The sequence below is a fragment of the Microvirga sesbaniae genome (assembly GCF_025460805.1).
Classification (GTDB): Bacteria; Pseudomonadota; Alphaproteobacteria; order Rhizobiales; family Beijerinckiaceae; genus Microvirga; species Microvirga sesbaniae.
Window position 1 is genome coordinate 158,319 of the sequence record NZ_JAMXFJ010000002.1, and the last position, 14,113, is coordinate 172,431.

Annotated in this window: 14 protein-coding genes and 2 pseudogenes; 12 read left to right on the forward strand and 4 right to left on the reverse strand. The window is 66.9% G+C overall.

Annotated elements, in window-relative coordinates:
* Window positions 1-52: 52 nt before the first annotated feature.
* Window positions 53-655: pseudogene (locus tag OCW50_RS33640) on the forward strand (DNA polymerase ligase N-terminal domain-containing protein); the annotation flags it as partial.
* Between the two features lie 108 nt (window positions 656-763).
* Window positions 764-1,633 (forward strand): annotated as a pseudogene (ligD, locus tag OCW50_RS33645) (non-homologous end-joining DNA ligase); the annotation flags it as partial.
* 2 nt (window positions 1,634-1,635) lie between these two features.
* Here the strand turns inward: ligD and OCW50_RS03425 are convergent.
* A complete protein-coding gene (locus OCW50_RS03425) occupies window positions 1,636-2,271 on the reverse strand; it encodes a glutathione S-transferase family protein (protein ID WP_262296446.1) in 636 nt (211 codons plus the stop codon).
* A gap of 139 nt (window positions 2,272-2,410) precedes the next feature.
* On the opposite strand from OCW50_RS03425, the gene OCW50_RS03430 reads away from it, so the two are divergent.
* The gene (locus OCW50_RS03430; protein WP_262296447.1) at window positions 2,411-3,235 is read left to right on the forward strand and encodes a polyphosphate kinase 2 family protein; all 825 of its coding nucleotides are present in this window, start codon (window positions 2,411-2,413) and stop codon (window positions 3,233-3,235) included.
* Window positions 3,236-3,309: 74 nt separating this feature from the next.
* On the opposite strand, the gene OCW50_RS03435 is transcribed toward OCW50_RS03430, so the two are convergent.
* Window positions 3,310-4,362 carry an ElyC/SanA/YdcF family protein gene (locus OCW50_RS03435; protein WP_262296448.1) on the reverse strand — a complete coding sequence of 351 codons (1,053 nt, stop codon included), beginning with the start codon at window positions 4,360-4,362 and terminating at the stop codon, window positions 3,310-3,312.
* Window positions 4,363-4,500: 138 nt separating this feature from the next.
* On the opposite strand from OCW50_RS03435, the gene OCW50_RS03440 reads away from it, so the two are divergent.
* Window positions 4,501-5,337, forward strand: a complete 837-nt coding sequence (locus tag OCW50_RS03440) for a universal stress protein (RefSeq protein ID WP_262269716.1) — start codon at window positions 4,501-4,503, stop codon at window positions 5,335-5,337.
* An 18-nt stretch (window positions 5,338-5,355) separates the two neighbouring features.
* Window positions 5,356-6,270, forward strand: coding sequence for an SMP-30/gluconolactonase/LRE family protein (locus tag OCW50_RS03445; RefSeq protein ID WP_262296449.1), 915 nt, complete (start codon window positions 5,356-5,358; stop codon window positions 6,268-6,270).
* A gap of 110 nt (window positions 6,271-6,380) precedes the next feature.
* On the opposite strand, the gene OCW50_RS03450 is transcribed toward OCW50_RS03445, so the two are convergent.
* Both OCW50_RS03450 and OCW50_RS03455 read right to left on the reverse strand, forming a co-directional pair.
* On the reverse strand, window positions 6,381-6,779 hold the full coding sequence (locus tag OCW50_RS03450; RefSeq protein WP_262296450.1) for an ester cyclase: 399 nt from the start codon (window positions 6,777-6,779) through the stop codon (window positions 6,381-6,383).
* 211 nt (window positions 6,780-6,990) lie between these two features.
* The gene (locus tag OCW50_RS03455; protein WP_262296451.1) at window positions 6,991-7,446 is read right to left on the reverse strand and encodes a PaaI family thioesterase; all 456 of its coding nucleotides are present in this window, start codon (window positions 7,444-7,446) and stop codon (window positions 6,991-6,993) included.
* Window positions 7,447-7,526: 80 nt separating this feature from the next.
* Between OCW50_RS03455 and OCW50_RS03460 the strand changes: the two genes are divergently transcribed.
* From OCW50_RS03460 to greA, 7 genes are all read left to right on the forward strand, one after another.
* Window positions 7,527-8,462: a DMT family transporter gene (locus OCW50_RS03460; RefSeq protein ID WP_262269712.1), complete on the forward strand. Its 936-nt coding sequence runs from the start codon at window positions 7,527-7,529 to the stop codon at window positions 8,460-8,462.
* 221 nt (window positions 8,463-8,683) lie between these two features.
* On the forward strand, window positions 8,684-9,874 hold the full coding sequence (locus OCW50_RS03465) for a substrate-binding domain-containing protein (protein ID WP_262296452.1): 1,191 nt from the start codon (window positions 8,684-8,686) through the stop codon (window positions 9,872-9,874).
* Between the two features lie 6 nt (window positions 9,875-9,880).
* Window positions 9,881-10,660: an ABC transporter ATP-binding protein gene (locus OCW50_RS03470; protein WP_262296453.1), complete on the forward strand. Its 780-nt coding sequence runs from the start codon at window positions 9,881-9,883 to the stop codon at window positions 10,658-10,660.
* A complete protein-coding gene (locus tag OCW50_RS03475; protein WP_262296454.1) occupies window positions 10,653-11,378 on the forward strand; it encodes an ABC transporter ATP-binding protein in 726 nt (241 codons plus the stop codon). Before OCW50_RS03470 ends, OCW50_RS03475 begins: the two co-directional genes overlap by 8 nt.
* Window positions 11,375-12,394 carry a branched-chain amino acid ABC transporter permease gene (locus OCW50_RS03480; RefSeq protein ID WP_262296455.1) on the forward strand — a complete coding sequence of 340 codons (1,020 nt, stop codon included), beginning with the start codon at window positions 11,375-11,377 and terminating at the stop codon, window positions 12,392-12,394. Before OCW50_RS03475 ends, OCW50_RS03480 begins: the two co-directional genes overlap by 4 nt.
* Entirely contained in the window at window positions 12,391-13,509 is a 1,119-nt protein-coding gene (locus tag OCW50_RS03485; RefSeq protein WP_262296456.1) for a branched-chain amino acid ABC transporter permease, read from the forward strand. Before OCW50_RS03480 ends, OCW50_RS03485 begins: the two co-directional genes overlap by 4 nt.
* Window positions 13,510-13,574: 65 nt before the next feature.
* Window positions 13,575-14,042 (forward strand): transcription elongation factor GreA, encoded by a 468-nt coding sequence (greA, locus tag OCW50_RS03490; RefSeq protein WP_262269706.1) that lies wholly within the window; start codon window positions 13,575-13,577, stop codon window positions 14,040-14,042.
* The last annotated feature ends 71 nt before the right edge of the window (window positions 14,043-14,113 follow it).

A 14,113-nucleotide genomic window follows, 5' to 3' on the forward strand; every position in this document is an offset into this window, starting at 1 on the left:
TCTCCACCCCAACCTGGAACCAGATCGCCGGGCGCGGATTTGACTCCGCGCCATGGCAAAGCTCGCAGCCTATCGCGCCAAGCGCGACTTCACCAAGACCTCCGAACCGGCAGGCAAGGCCTCCCGGCGCCGGGGCGCCTCCTTCGTCGTCCAGAAGCACGACGCCTCCCGGTTGCACTACGATTTCCGCCTGGAGCTCGACGGCGTCCTGAAGAGCTGGGCGGTGGCCAAGGGGCCGAGCCTCGTCGCGGGCGAGAAGCGCCTCGCGGTCCATGTGGAGGATCACCCGCTCGATTACGGCGACTTCGAGGGCACCATCCCGGAGGGCCAGTACGGCGGCGGCACCGTCCTGCTGTGGGATCGCGGGACCTGGGAGCCGGAAAGCGATCCTCAAGAGGGCTACGACAAGGGACGCCTCACCTTCCGCCTGGAGGGCGAGAAGCTGCACGGGGCATGGCATCTCGTCCGCATGGCCAAGCGCCCGCGCGAACGCCAGGAATCCTGGCTCCTGATCAAGGCGGACGATGCCGATGCCCGTGGCGAGGACGATCCGGACATCCTCGACGAGGCACCCCTGTCGGTGAAATCGGGGCGCGCCCTTGAGGAGATCGCGCCCAGCCGTCCGGCCAGGAGTTCCGCGTCACGAAAAGCGCCGGCAAAGACGACGACCTCGCCGAAATCTGACAAGCCCGCGAAGCGAGCCGCGCCGAAATCCAAGGGCCTCGATGACCCTCCGACCGACGTCGCCGGCGTATCCCTGACCCATCCGGAGCGCGTGCTGTGGGAGGACCAGGGCCTGACGAAGCAGGAGCTGGCGGCCTTCTATGCCGGCATCGCCGATTGGCTCCTGCCCCATCTGGTCGACCGGCCGCTGACGCTGATCCGCTGTCCTGGCGGCGCGGAGAAGAAGTGCTTCGTCCAGCGTCACTCCTGGGCGGGCATGAGTTCGTTCATCCACGCGGACACGGTGAAGGATGGATCGGGCAAGCAGGAAATCCTCACCGTCCGCGACATCCAGGGCGTTGTCGCTCTCGTGCAGGCAGGCGTGCTGGAAATGCACGTGTGGGGGGCGATTCTGGCCGACCTGGAACGACCCGACCGCCTCATCTTCGATTTCGACCCCGGCGAGGGCGTGGACTGGCCGGCGGTAATCGACGGCGCGCGTGCCGTCCGCGAGCGCCTCAAGGCGCTGGGGCTGGAGAGCTTCGTGAAGACGACCGGCGGCACGGGCCTGCACGTGGTCGTGCCGCTCAGGCCGAAAGCGCCGTGGAAGGATGCGCTCGCCTTCACGCGGGAGGTTGCCGAAGCCATGGCGGCCGACGAGCCGGACCGCTACACGACCACCTCGGTCAAGCACGAGCGCGAGGGCCGGATCTTCATCGATTACCTGCGCAACAACCGCGAGGCCTCGGCGGTCGCGCCTTATTCAACCCGGTCCCGGCCGGGCGCTCCGGTGGCCACGCCGGTGGCCTGGGAAGAGCTAGGGCCGGGTCTCAAGCCCAACGGCTTCACGGTCGAGAACCTGAGCGAGCGCCTCAAGGCGCTCAAGCGGGATCCCTGGGCGGACATGAGCAAGGTCGACCAGGTGCTGCCGGAGCGCGCGCGGTCGAAGCGCGCGCCACGGAAGAAGTAGCGTCAGAAGATCGGAGCCTTGAGCCCTTCCGCCTCGAGCGCCTTCTGGACGGCCGGGCGCGCCAGCACGCGCTCGGCCAGCGCGTTCAGGTTCGGGATGCTGCGCGGCGGGCGCGGCATGCCGCGTCCCCAGCGGATCAGCATGAACAGGAAGAGGTCGGCGGCGGAGAAGCGCTCGCCGAGAAGCCACGTCTTGTCGGCAAGCTGCGCGGAAATCACGTCGAACATGCGGTCGAGACGCTCGCCCGCCGCCTGCCTGACGGTCGGCGCGGCGGCCTCATCGGCCACGTGCTCGTGCGGATAGAACCAGGCGCGAAACTCCACCTGCGGCGTGTTCGTGAGGTGGATGATCCACTTGTAGAACTCGGACCGCTCCACCGTTCCGACCGCGGGAGCAAGGCCCGATTCGGGGAACCGGTCGGCGAGATGGAGCACGATGGCGGCGGTCTCGAAGAGCACGAGGTCGCCCTCCATGAGAACCGGAATGCGCCCGCTCGGATTGAGTTTGAGATAATCAGGGCTTTTCTGGGCGTTCTGCCCCCGATCCACGAGGCGCAGTTCGAATTCGGCGCCGATTTCCCGCAGCATCATGTGCGGCAGCAAGCTGGCATTGCCGGGATAATAGTAGAGTGTAAGCATCGTGGCAGCCCCTTCTGATCTGACTGGCAGGTCTCTGGTAAGTCCTGCCGGGAAGCCCGTAAAGAGCGCGCCGGCCGCGATCCCAGCCTTCCTTTCAAGCCGTCGTGCCCTATCGTCCTGAACACATGGAGGATCGCGAATGGCGGATCAGGAACAGGACTTGCGGAAGAAGCTCCGGGTCGAGCCCGGCGAGAAGGTCCGGCTGAAGGACCGCAACCCGCGGGACAAGGCCTCGTTCCAGGACGGCGACGAGACCAAGGCGGCAACCGCCGCCCTTGCCAAGGACATCGACATCCTGCAGGACAGGCTCTACGCGGAGGGCTCCCGCGCCCTGCTCGTCATCCTTCAGGGAACGGACACGTCGGGCAAGGACGGCACGATCCGCGGCGTCTTCAATGCGACCGGGCCCCTGGGCGTCTCGGTCCATGCCTTCGGCCCGCCCTCCCGGCTCGAACTCGAGCACGATTATCTCTGGCGCGTGCATGCCGCCTGCCCCCGGCGCGGCACCATCGGCATCTTCAATCGCTCCCACTACGAGGACGTCCTCGTCGGCAAGGTCAGACACCTTGCGCCCGACAATGTCATCGAGCAGCGCTACGAGCAGATCAACGCGTTCGAGAAGATGCTCGTGGAGAACGGCACGACCATCCTCAAGTTCATGCTGCACATCTCGAAGGACGAGCAGAAGGAACGGCTGCAGGAACGGCTCGACGACCCGACGAAGCACTGGAAGTTCAACCCCGGCGACCTGGAGGACCGGGAGCACTGGGACGATTATCAGGAGGCTTACGAGATCATGCTCAACCGCTGCTCGACGCCGTGGGCGCCCTGGCACATCGTCCCGGCCGACCGGAAATGGGTTCGCAACGCGGCCATCGCGACCATCGTCAAGGCGACTCTCGAGGAGATGAACCCGCAATATCCGGACGTCTCCTGGAAGCCGGGAGACTTCAAGGTTTTCTAAAGCATCGGACCCAAAAGTGGACTTGCACTTTTGGGATCCATCCGATGCTTCACGCGTCGAAGAGCATCCCGGCGCTACTGCTGGATGCCCGGATAGGCCCACAGGCCCGAGACGCGCATGAGATCGCGGTAGATCACCATGCGCTCGTCCTTCGAGACTTTGGCCGCCTCCTCGACGGACGGCGCATCGAGGGCGACGACGGGCAGGATCGGCGCGTCGATGCCGTATTGCCGGAAGGCGTCCTCCAGGAGCGTCCGGGCCCGGCGCATGTGGCTGGAACTCGTCACCAGGATGACCGCATCGGCCGTGTGGCGCTTCAGGAGATTGGCGACGTTGAGCACGTTGCCGACCGTATCCTTGGACTTGTCCTCGATCAGGATGCGGTCCCGGTCGACGCCCCTCTCCACCAGCCACTTGGTCATGACGTCGCCCTCGGTGACGCCCGCCTGAGGCTGGCCGCCGGTGACCATGATCCGGGCCGTCGGATTGGCATTGGCGGCCCTGAGGGCCACGTCGAGACGGTCGAGGAGCGGCTTCTCGGCCGTGCCGTCCTTGGCCAGCGCGTAGCCGAGGGCGACGATCATCACGCGGCCCGGAACCGTCGGCACCTCCGTATTCGGGCGCTCGGCCATGATGGCCTCGGCGCGGGCGAAGCGCTGACGATAGGAGTCCGAGCGCGCCCGGTCGAGAGCCGCCAGGGCCTGATCCGTCAGAGCGGCCTCGTCGGCCTTGCCCTCGATCCGGGCGAGCGCCGCGAGCCAGGCCTGCGCGTCGAAGGAGGCTGGATCCCTGGCCAGGATGTCCTCATAGGTCGCGCGGGCGCCGGCCAGGTTCTTCTGCAGAATCTGGGACGACGCGACGGCGAATCGGAAATCGAGGCGCTCGGGCGCCAGGGTCGAGGCCTCGGCGAAGGCCTTCTCCACCACGTCGTAGCGGCCGTGCAGGGTGATGCCCTTGAAAACCTCCGTCTCGGCCTTCTTCACGTCGCCGCCCGACCAATAGTATTGCATGCCGGTATCCACCAGCGTCTTGATCCGGCTCGTATTGCCCGGATCGAAGGCGAGCGCTGCGAACGAGGCGGAGAACGTGAGGAGAGCGGCTGCCGCGAGGGGCGCGATCTTGCGCATGGAAGGCTCCTTGATTGTGCCGGGCCGTTCAAGCTGGAGCCGACGACGACCGGATGTCAAACCGATTTCCGTCCACAGCCCGGGGTGAACTTTCGGATGGTCTTGCCGAGCCTGGGTTTAAGCGCGACAATAATCCTTATGAAGAGCATTCTCGTTCCGATCGAAGACCACGGCATCGTCGAGCCTCAGCTGCAGGCGGCTCTGCATCTCGGCCGCCTGTTCGACAGCTATATCGAGGGGATCGCGATCACCCCCGATTACCCGGTCGTCCTGCCGGTGGACATCGCCATCGGCGTGCCCTCCCCGATCACGCCGGAGAACCGCCTGGAAATGGCCCGCGCCTGCCGCGAGCGGTTCGAGGCCTTCATGACGACGCAGCAGATCGCGCGCGCCTCCGCGGGCCTGCCGGGCCTGAGTTCCGGCTGGCGCCAGGACGGCCTGATGGAAGACGCCTTTTTGGGCGCCTACGGCCGGGTGTTCGATCTCGTGATAGTGGGCCGGCCGGACGGCTCCAACGGCCAGACCCGCCTGTCCACCGTGGAGGCGGCCCTGTTCGAGACCGGCCGTCCCGTTCTCATCGCGCCTCCGAGCGCACCCAGGACCTTCGCGGAGACCGCCGTGATCGCCTGGAACCGGAGCACGGAAACCGCCCGCGCCGTGCTGGGATCGATGCCGCTGCTCAAGAAGGCCCGGCGCATCGTCGTGCTCGAACTCGAGGATTGGGGCGTGCCCGGCCCGTCGGGCTCGGAGCTCGCCCGGCATCTGAGGATGCATGATCTGCCGGCGGAAGCCGTCACGGCGGCGGATCCTTCGAACAGGGCCGGCGAGACCATCCTGTCCGAAGCCGGCGCTCTCGGCTGCGACCTCCTCGTGAAGGGCGCCTATACCCAGAGCCGCCTGCGGCAGATGTTCTTCGGCGGCGCCACCAGCCATATCCTGAGCAACACGACGATTCCCGTCCTGATGGCTCACTGACAGAGAGTGCCCCTCGCCATGTTCAGAGACGTCGCCGTCGTTCTCGACGATCGCTTCCAGCACCTGTTCAAGGGATCGGCGCGTCTGGAGAAGCTCTACGAGGGCTGCCGCTGGGCGGAGGGCCCGGCCTATTTCCCGGCCGGCCGCTATCTCGTGTGGAGCGACATCCCCAACGACCGGATGATGCGCTTCGACGAGACCTCGGGCGCGGTCAGCGTGTTCCGTCATCCGGCCGGCTATTCCAACGGCAACAGCGTCGACCGGCAGGGCCGCCTCGTCACCTGCGAGCACGGCAACCGTCGGGTGACCCGCACCGAGCACGACGGCTCCGTCACCGTGCTGGCGAGCCACCATCAGGGCAAGCGCTTCAACTCTCCCAACGACCTGGTGGTGAAATCCGACGGCTCGATCTGGTTCACGGACCCGGCCTACGGCATCGATTCCGATTACGAGGGCCACAAGGCGGACAGCGAGATCGGCGCCTGCCACGTGTACCGCATCGATCCGCAATCGGGCGATGTGCGCATCGTGGCCGACGATTTCGTCCGCCCGAACGGGATCGCCTTCTCGCCCGACGAGTCGCTCCTCTACGTGGCCGATACCGGCGCCACCCACGTCAAGGATGGCCCGCGCCATATCCGGGTCTTCGACGTGAAAGCCGATGGCGGGCTCTCGGGCGGCACGGTCTTCGCCACCTGCACGGCGGGCCTGTTCGACGGCTTCCGGCTCGACGAGGCCGGGCGGATCTGGACCAGTGCCGGCGACGGTGTCCATTGCTACGACCCCGACGGCACGCTGATCGGCAAGATCCTGGTGCCGGAAGGGGTCGCCAACCTGGTGTTCGGCGGGCCGAAGCGGAACCGGCTCTACATCTGCGCCACCACGTCGCTCTACGCCATCATGCTGCCGGTGAACGGGGCCCGGACGTTCTAGAGCATTTTTCGGTGACGTGGATCCGGTTCACCGACAAACGATGCGGCTCGGCCAAGAAGAGAGATGATTCCATGTGAGGGGAAGCAGCTTCAGGTCCCGGCTCGGTGAGATCAGCGGACACCCTGGATCTGGGCTTCGACCGCCACCTTGTCGATCACCGACCAGACCTGCACGATTCTGCCCTCCCGGAACTCGTAAAAAACGTTCTCCGTGAAGGAGATACGCCTTCCGTCGACGGGAAGGCCGAGCAATTCTCCCTTGGGCGTGCAGTCGAAGCGCAATCGGCTTGCGATACGCGGCGGATCCGAGACCAGCAGGTCGATGGCGAAGCGGAGATCGGGGATCGCCCGCACATCCTTCTCCAGCATCGCGCGATAGCCCGCGAGACCGATCTGCCGGCCGTTGTAGACGACGTTCTCATGGACGAACCGCTCCAGCCCCGACCAGTCGCGCTCGTTCAGACAGGCGATGTAATCCCGGTAGAGGTCGGCAAGGTCGGTTTCGGTCACGACGATGGCTCCGTGGTTCGCCGGCGCAAGAAAGGGAATTTGCCGCCTGGCGGACCGATTCAAGGGACGATGATGACCTGCTCCGCCGGATCCTGTCCCCGGTCCTATCGCGGGTCGGCGGATTCGTTCTCGGCCTGCTTCTGCCGGACATGCTCCACTCCGTCATCACCGGCACAAGGCCGGCGATGGCGAACCGGGTTCTCGCTCCCGGCTAATCGCTCACGCCCTCGCGGCCCTCGACGGCCATGAGAGTGGCGGTGAGCAGCGCGATCTGCTTCTCGCGGCCCTCGTGGACGGCGAACACGTCGCTCTGGGCCAGGGTGAGCGTCCGGCCCGCCTTGACGACCCGACCCCGCGCGACGATGCGCTCGCCGATCCCGGGCGCCAGGAGGTTGATCTTGAACTCGGCCGTCAGGACGCCGGCGCCGGGCTGCATCAGGGTCAGGGCCGCATAGCCGGCGGCGGAATCCGCGATGCCCGCGATGGCCCCCGCATGGACGAAGCCGTGCTGCTGAGACAAAGCCGGGGATGCCGGCAGGGCGATTTCGACCAGCCCGGGAGAAACGCGGACCAGGGACGCGCCCAGGGTCCGCATCAATCCTTGAGCCGTGAAGCTCGCCCGAACCCGCGCCTCGCAGCCTGGATCCTTCGGTGCCGTATCGTTCATGGAGGTCTCCTCGCGGTTCGACCAAAATCGGCGATCAAAAGCCTTGGAATCAAGCGGCTTTTCCCCCATTGATCCGCCCCATGAGGCATTCCGGTTCGTCTTCCGCCCCAAAAGTCCGCTCTGGCATTCTCGTCGGCATCGGCCTGATGCTGCTGGGCGTGTTCATGTTCGCCATGAACGACGTCATGGGGAAATGGCTCGTCGCCACCTATTCGGTCGGCCAGGTCCTGCTCCTGCGCAGCGTTGCGGCCCTGGCGGTCCTGCTGCCCGTCATGCGCCGGCGCAGGGTGCCCTTCGCCATCCCGCCGCGGCCGGGGCTGCACGCGGTGCGAATCACCCTCTCGACCCTCGAGGTCGCCTGCTTCTACTGGGCCGTCACCTATCTGCCGCTCGCCGACGTGATGACCTATTATCTGGCCGGGCCGATCTACGTGGCGGCCTTCGCGGCCTTCTGGCTCGGGGAGAGGATCGACAAGCCGCGCATGCTCGCCATCGGGATCGGCTTCGTGGGCGTGCTGATCGCCCTGCGCCCGTCGCCCGCCACCCTGTCCCTGCCGGCCCTCATCGCGCTCGCCGGCAGCCTGTTCTATTCGCTCCTGATGATCACGACCCGCAAGCTGCGTGAGACCGACGACGCCACCCTGGTGTGCGGCCAGATTCTCGGTGCGCTCATCTTCGGCCTCGTCACGGCGCCCCTCGCCTGGGTGACGCCCGGGCCCATCGAGCTGGCGGGTCTGTTCCTGCTCGGCATCGTGTCCATGGCGGCGCATGTCTGCGTGAACCGTTCGCTCAAGATCGCGCCCGCCTCCGTGGTCGCCCCGTACCAGTACACCCTCATCGTCTGGGCCATCGTGCTGGGCTATCTGGTCTTCGGCGACGTCGTGGGGTTCTGGACCCTGGTCGGCGCCACCGTCATCTGCGGCGCGGGTCTTGCCCTGATCCTGCTCGAACACGAGGCCGCGCGGCGCGGCCGCGTGGCGAAGGACATCGAGACGCCGGTGCTGCCGGAGGCTTGATCGTCTCGAGGCGCCGGCGCATCATGCCATCCGCCACGTCATGGCCGGGCTTGTCCCGGCCATCCCGATTGCTTGGAGCGCCGCGCCTCTCATCATCGGGATCACCGGCACGAGGCCGGTGATGACATCCGGACGGCGCAGCGCCCGCCCTGGTCCGAGAGTCGAACTTGACATGCTGCACGGCGCAGCCGTCAATGACCCGATAAGACACGGGGAGTCCGATGCGCCTGAAGCTCACAATCGCCGTCGCTGCGGCAGGAATTTTCTTTGCATCCGCGGCCTTCGCCCAGGACATCAAGATCGCCCTCATCGCCGGCAAGACCGGGCCGCTCGAGGCCTATGCCAAGCAGACCGAAGCCGGCTTCATGATGGGGCTCGAATACCTCACGAAAGGCACGATGGCGGTGAACGGCCGCAAGATCAGCGTCATCGTGAAGGACGACCAGCTCAAGGCCGACCTCGCCAAGACCCTGCTCGAACAGGCCTACAACGACGACAACGTGGACCTCGCCGTCGGCACCACGTCGTCGGCCGCCGCGCTCGCGATGCTGCCGGTGGCCGAGGAGAACGGCAAGGTGCTGATCGTCGAGCCGGCCGTGGCCGATGCGATCACCGGCGAGAAGTGGAACCGCTTCATCTTCCGCACCGCGCGCAACTCGACCCAGGACGCCTATGGGGCGGCGGCCGCCGTCCCGGCGAGCGGGGACGTCTTGATCGCGACGCTCGCGCAGGATTACGCCTTCGGCAAGGACGGCGTCGCGGCGCTCAAGAATGCCCTCGCGGAGATCCGCCCGAACGCCAAGGTGGTGTTCGAGGAATACGCGCCGCAGAACGCCACGGACTTCACCGCGTCGGCCCAGCGCATCTTCGACGCGCTCAAGGACAAGCCCGGCAAGAAGATCATCAACATCATCTGGGCCGGCCAGCATCCCCTGCCCAAGATCGCCGACCTGAAGCCGGAGCGCTTCGGCATCGAGATCGCGCCCGGCGGCAACATTCTGCCGGCCATGCAGATCTACAAGAACTATCCCGGCATGGAAGGCGCGGTGTACTACTATTATGCCTTCCCGAAGAACGCCATGAACGACTGGCTCGTGGCCGAGCACCAGAAGCGCTACAACGCGCCGCCGGATTTCTTCACCGCGGGAGGCTTCGCGGCCGCGTCCGCGGCCGTCACGGCGATCCAGAAGGCGGGCGGCACCGATCCGGAGAAGCTCATCGCCGCCATGGAGGGCATGACCTTCGAGACGCCGAAAGGGCCAATGACCTTCCGCAAGGAGGACCATCAGGCCCTGCAGGAAATGTATCACTTCAAGGTCAAGGCCGACGGCAAGGACGCCAACGACCTGCTCGATCTCGTCGGCGTCATCCCGGCCGACAAGATGCCGATCCCGGTCCGCAACAAGCGCTGAGCCGACGTGGTTTCATCGACGACAGCGACGCCCGCGCTCGAGACGCGCGGGCTGACCGTTCGCTTCGGCGGCCATGTGGCGGTCAACGACGTGTCGTGCCGGTTCACGCCGGGCACGCTCACGGCGATCGTCGGCCCCAACGGCGCCGGCAAGACCACCTACTTCAACCTGATCTCCGGACAGCTGCGCGCCACGTCCGGGCAGGTGGTCGTCGCGGGCGAAGACATCACGCGGCTGTCCGCCTCGGCCCGCACGCGCCGCGGTCTCGGACGGGCGTTCCAGCTCACGAACCTGTTCCCGCAGCTGACCGCGCTCGAGAATGTGCGCCTCGCCGTGCAGAGCCGGGCCGATGCGGGCTGGTCGATGCTCAGGGTGTGGAACGCCCGCCGCGACCTGATCGATAAGGCGGAGAGCGTGCTGGAACGGGTGCGGCTCGCCGACAAGCGGCATGTGGCCCCGAAGGCCCTGTCGCATGGCGACCAGCGCAAGCTCGAGGTGGCGCTCCTGATCGCCATGGAGCCCAAGGTCTTCATGTTCGACGAGCCGACCGCCGGCATGAGCGTCGACGAGGTGCCGACCGTGCTCGAGCTCATTCACGATATCAAGGAGCGCCGCGACGCCACGGTGCTTCTCGTCGAGCACAAGATGGACGTGGTGCGCTCGCTCTCCGACCGGATCATCGTGCTGCACAACGGCACTCTCGTGGCCGACGGCGAACCCGCCGCGGTCATCGCCTCGCCGGTGGTGCAGGAGGCCTATCTCGGCATGGAGGCCGCCCGTGGCTGAGCCCCTTCTCCAGCTCGCCGACGTGCACACGCATATCGGCCCCTACCACATCCTGCACGGCGTGGACTTATCCGTGCCGGCCGGCGGACTGACCATGCTGCTCGGCCGAAACGGCGCCGGCAAGACCACGACGCTGCGCACGATCATGGGCCTCTGGCAGGCCTCGTCGGGGCGCATCCGCTTTGACGGCCGCGACATCACGAAAGCCGCCACGCCGGACATCGCCCGCTCGGGCATCGCCTACGTGCCCGAGGCCATGGGGATTTTCACGGATCTGACCGTGCGCGAGAACATCGTGCTCGCGGCCCGGAGCGGGCCGGTCGACAGGAACAGGCTCGACTGGATCCTCGGCCTGTTCCCCGCCCTCAAGCGCTTCTGGAACCTGCCGGCCGGCAACCTCTCCGGCGGCCAGAAGCAGATGCTCGCCATCGCCCGCGCGATCGCGGAACCGCGCCGCCTGCTTCTCATCGACGAACCGACGAAGGGTCTCGCGCCCGTGATGGTGCGCTCCATGATCGAGGCCTTCAAGGCGCTGAAGGCGTCCGGCGAGACGATCCTGCTGGTGGAGCAGAACTTCTACGCCGCCTCGGCGCTCGGGGACAATGTGGTCGTGATGGACGACGGGCGCATCGTGCATGCGGGCGCCATGAGCGACCTCGTCGCGGACACGGTCCTGCAGCAGCGCCTGCTCGGCCTTTCCCTGGATGCGCACCAATGAGCGACATGACCGCCGACACCGCCGCCGTCGAGCTGCCGCGCGCTAGGACCGACTGGCTGCCGCTCCTTCTCGTTCCCGCCCTCGGCCTCCTGGCGCTGCCCTTCGTCGGCAGCCCCTCGACCTGGGTGACGCTCACGGTGGCGGGGCTCGCCATGGGGATGATGATCTTCCTCATGGCCTCGGGCCTCACCCTCGTGTTCGGCCTGATGGACATCATCAATTTCGGCCACGGAGTCTTCATCTCGCTCGGCGCCTACGCGACGCTCCTCGTCCTCGGACCGCTCGCCGGCTGGGCGACGGCGGATTCCCTCGGCCTCAACCTCGCGCTCCTGCTCCTGTGCATCCTCGTCGCCATGGCGGTGACGGGCGTGGTCGGCGCGGTCTTCGAGCGCGTCATCGTGCGCCCGGTCTACGGCAGCCATCTGAAGCAGATCCTCGTCACCATGGGCGGGCTGATCGTCGCCGAGCAGCTGATCCATGCCATCTGGGGCGCCTCGCCCATCCCGATCCCGCTGCCGCAATCCCTGCGCGGCGCCTTCGTGGTCGGCGACATCGTCATGGAGCGCTATCGCGTCGTGGCGGTCGCCATCGGGCTTCTCGTCTTCGTCGGGATGCAGCTCCTGCTCAACCGCACCCGCCTCGGCCTGCTGATCCGGGCCGGGGTCGAGAACCCCGAGATGGTCGAGGCGCTGGGTTACCGGATCCGGCGCCTTTTCGTCAGCGTCTTCATCGCCGGCTCGGCGCTGGCAGGTCTCGGCGGCGTCATGTGGGCCTTCTACCGCCAGACGCTCACCGCCGGCATGGGCATGGAGGTGATGGTGCTGGTGTTCATCGTCATCATCATCGGCGGTCTCGGCTCCGTGGGCGGCTGCTTCGTCGGTTCGATCCTCGTCGCGCTGGTGGCCAACTACGTCGGCTTCATCGAGCCCAAGCTCGCCCTGATCTCCAACATCCTCGTCATGGCCCTGGTGCTGATCTGGCGTCCGCAGGGCCTGTTCCCGGTGGCCCGCCGATGAGCACGTCTCCCGCCCTCGCACTCCCGTTCGACGAGACCCGCCGGCGCGGCGGCTTTTGGAACGCGATCCTGTCCTCGGACAGACCGCGCTCCAAGGTTCTGAGCGCCATCCTGCTGGCCATCCTGCTGCTCCTCGCCGCGACGCCGTTCCTGTTCTCCGGCAGCCAGCCCTTGAGCACCGCGGCGAAGATCTGCGTCTTCGTCGTGCTCGTCGCGAGCTACGACCTCCTGCTCGGCTATTCGGGCATCGTGTCCTTCGCCCACACCATGTTCTTCGGAATCGGCGGCTACGGCATCGCCATCGCGCTCGAACGCCTGGGTCCGACCTGGGGCTCGGCCGCCGTCGGCCTGGCCGCGGCGCTCGGCCTGTCGGCCGTGCTCGCCGTCGCCATCGGCCTCCTGTCGCTCCGGGTCCGCGCCATCTTCTTCTCGATGATCACCCTGGCGGTCGCCTCGGCGGCGGCCGTCCTGGCGTCGCAGCTGTCGGACGTGACCGGCGGCGAGGACGGCTTGTCGTTCCAGCTGCCCCCGGCCCTGCGCCCCGCCTTCCGGCTCCTGTCGGAGCCTCTGTTCGGCACCCCGGTCAACGGGCGCCTCATCGCCTATTACCTCGTCTTCTCCGTTTCGCTCGTCGTCTTCCTCGTCCTCCTGCGCATCGTGAACTCGCCCTTCGGACGCGTCCTGCAGGCCATCCGCGAGAACGAGTTCCGGGCCGAGGCCCTGGGCTACCGGGTCGTCGCCTACCGGACGGCGGCCTCGGTGATCTCGGCTCTCGCTGCGACGGTCGCCGGCGCGCTCATGGCCCTGTGGCTGCGATATAACGGCCCCGACACCACGCTCTCCTTCTCGATCATGATCGACATCCTGCTCATGGTGGTGATCGGCGGCATGGGCACGATGTACGGCGCGGTGGTCGGGGCCGCCCTGTTCGTCCTCGCCCAGAGCTACCTGCAGGTCCTGATGGCCGCCGGGAGCGCGGCGTTGGCGGGCCTGCCGATCCTGCCGAACCTGATTCATCCGGACCGATGGCTCCTGTGGCTCGGCGCCCTGTTCGTCATCAGCGTCTACGCGTTCCCGGGCGGCATCGTCGGACGGCTGCGGCAAGCCGGGCAATAAAGGTTAGACCCGGAAACCTTCGCGAGCCCCGAACCGTTTTCACTCCAAAGAGCGGAGGAGACGTAATGAGCCGTGCCTTTGTTCGTGAAACCGAGGGTGGCGAAGCCTTCGAGGACCTTCCCGACCGGATGATCAGCCCGCATCATCTCGTGACGCCCTCGGGGCTGGCCCAGATGGACGCGGAAATCGAATCCCTGCACAAGCGTCTTGCCGAGGCTCAGGCGGCCGACGACAAAGCCGAAGTGGCCCGTCTCAACCGCGACCTGCGCTACTGGTCGGCGCGCCGGGCCTCCTCCGAGGTGGTGCCGCCCCCCACGGACACGGCTCACGTCCGCTTCGGCGCCCGCGTCACCTTCGAGCGCGAAGACGGCCGGCGCCAGACCTACCGGATCGTGGGCGAGGACGAGGCCGACCCGGCGAAGGGCAGCCTGTCCTACGTGTCACCCCTGGCGCAGGCGCTCATGGGCAAGGAGATCGGCGACGTGGTGCCCATCGGGCAGACCACGGCGGAAATCGTCGAGATCGAGTTGTAGCCTCCCTGTCATCACCGGCCTCTGGCGGGTGATCCCGCTTGTCTGAAACGCGAGCCTTGCCGGATCGTGAT

Coding starts and splice junctions, on each gene's coding strand:
- greA (WP_262269706.1), top strand. CDS start 13,575: ATGAGCCGTGCCTTTGTTCGTGAAACCGAGGGTGGCGAAGCCTTCGAG.
- OCW50_RS03445 (WP_262296449.1), top strand. CDS start 5,356: ATGTTCAGAGACGTCGCCGTCGTTCTCGACGATCGCTTCCAGCACCTG.
- OCW50_RS03485 (WP_262296456.1), top strand. CDS start 12,391: ATGAGCACGTCTCCCGCCCTCGCACTCCCGTTCGACGAGACCCGCCGG.
- OCW50_RS03465 (WP_262296452.1), top strand. CDS start 8,684: ATGCGCCTGAAGCTCACAATCGCCGTCGCTGCGGCAGGAATTTTCTTT.
- OCW50_RS03430 (WP_262296447.1), top strand. CDS start 2,411: ATGGCGGATCAGGAACAGGACTTGCGGAAGAAGCTCCGGGTCGAGCCC.
- OCW50_RS03440 (WP_262269716.1), top strand. CDS start 4,501: ATGAAGAGCATTCTCGTTCCGATCGAAGACCACGGCATCGTCGAGCCT.
- OCW50_RS03480 (WP_262296455.1), top strand. CDS start 11,375: ATGAGCGACATGACCGCCGACACCGCCGCCGTCGAGCTGCCGCGCGCT.
- OCW50_RS03435 (WP_262296448.1), bottom strand. CDS start 4,362: ATGCGCAAGATCGCGCCCCTCGCGGCAGCCGCTCTCCTCACGTTCTCC.
- OCW50_RS03460 (WP_262269712.1), top strand. CDS start 7,527: ATGAGGCATTCCGGTTCGTCTTCCGCCCCAAAAGTCCGCTCTGGCATT.
- OCW50_RS03425 (WP_262296446.1), bottom strand. CDS start 2,271: ATGCTTACACTCTACTATTATCCCGGCAATGCCAGCTTGCTGCCGCAC.
- OCW50_RS03455 (WP_262296451.1), bottom strand. CDS start 7,446: ATGAACGATACGGCACCGAAGGATCCAGGCTGCGAGGCGCGGGTTCGG.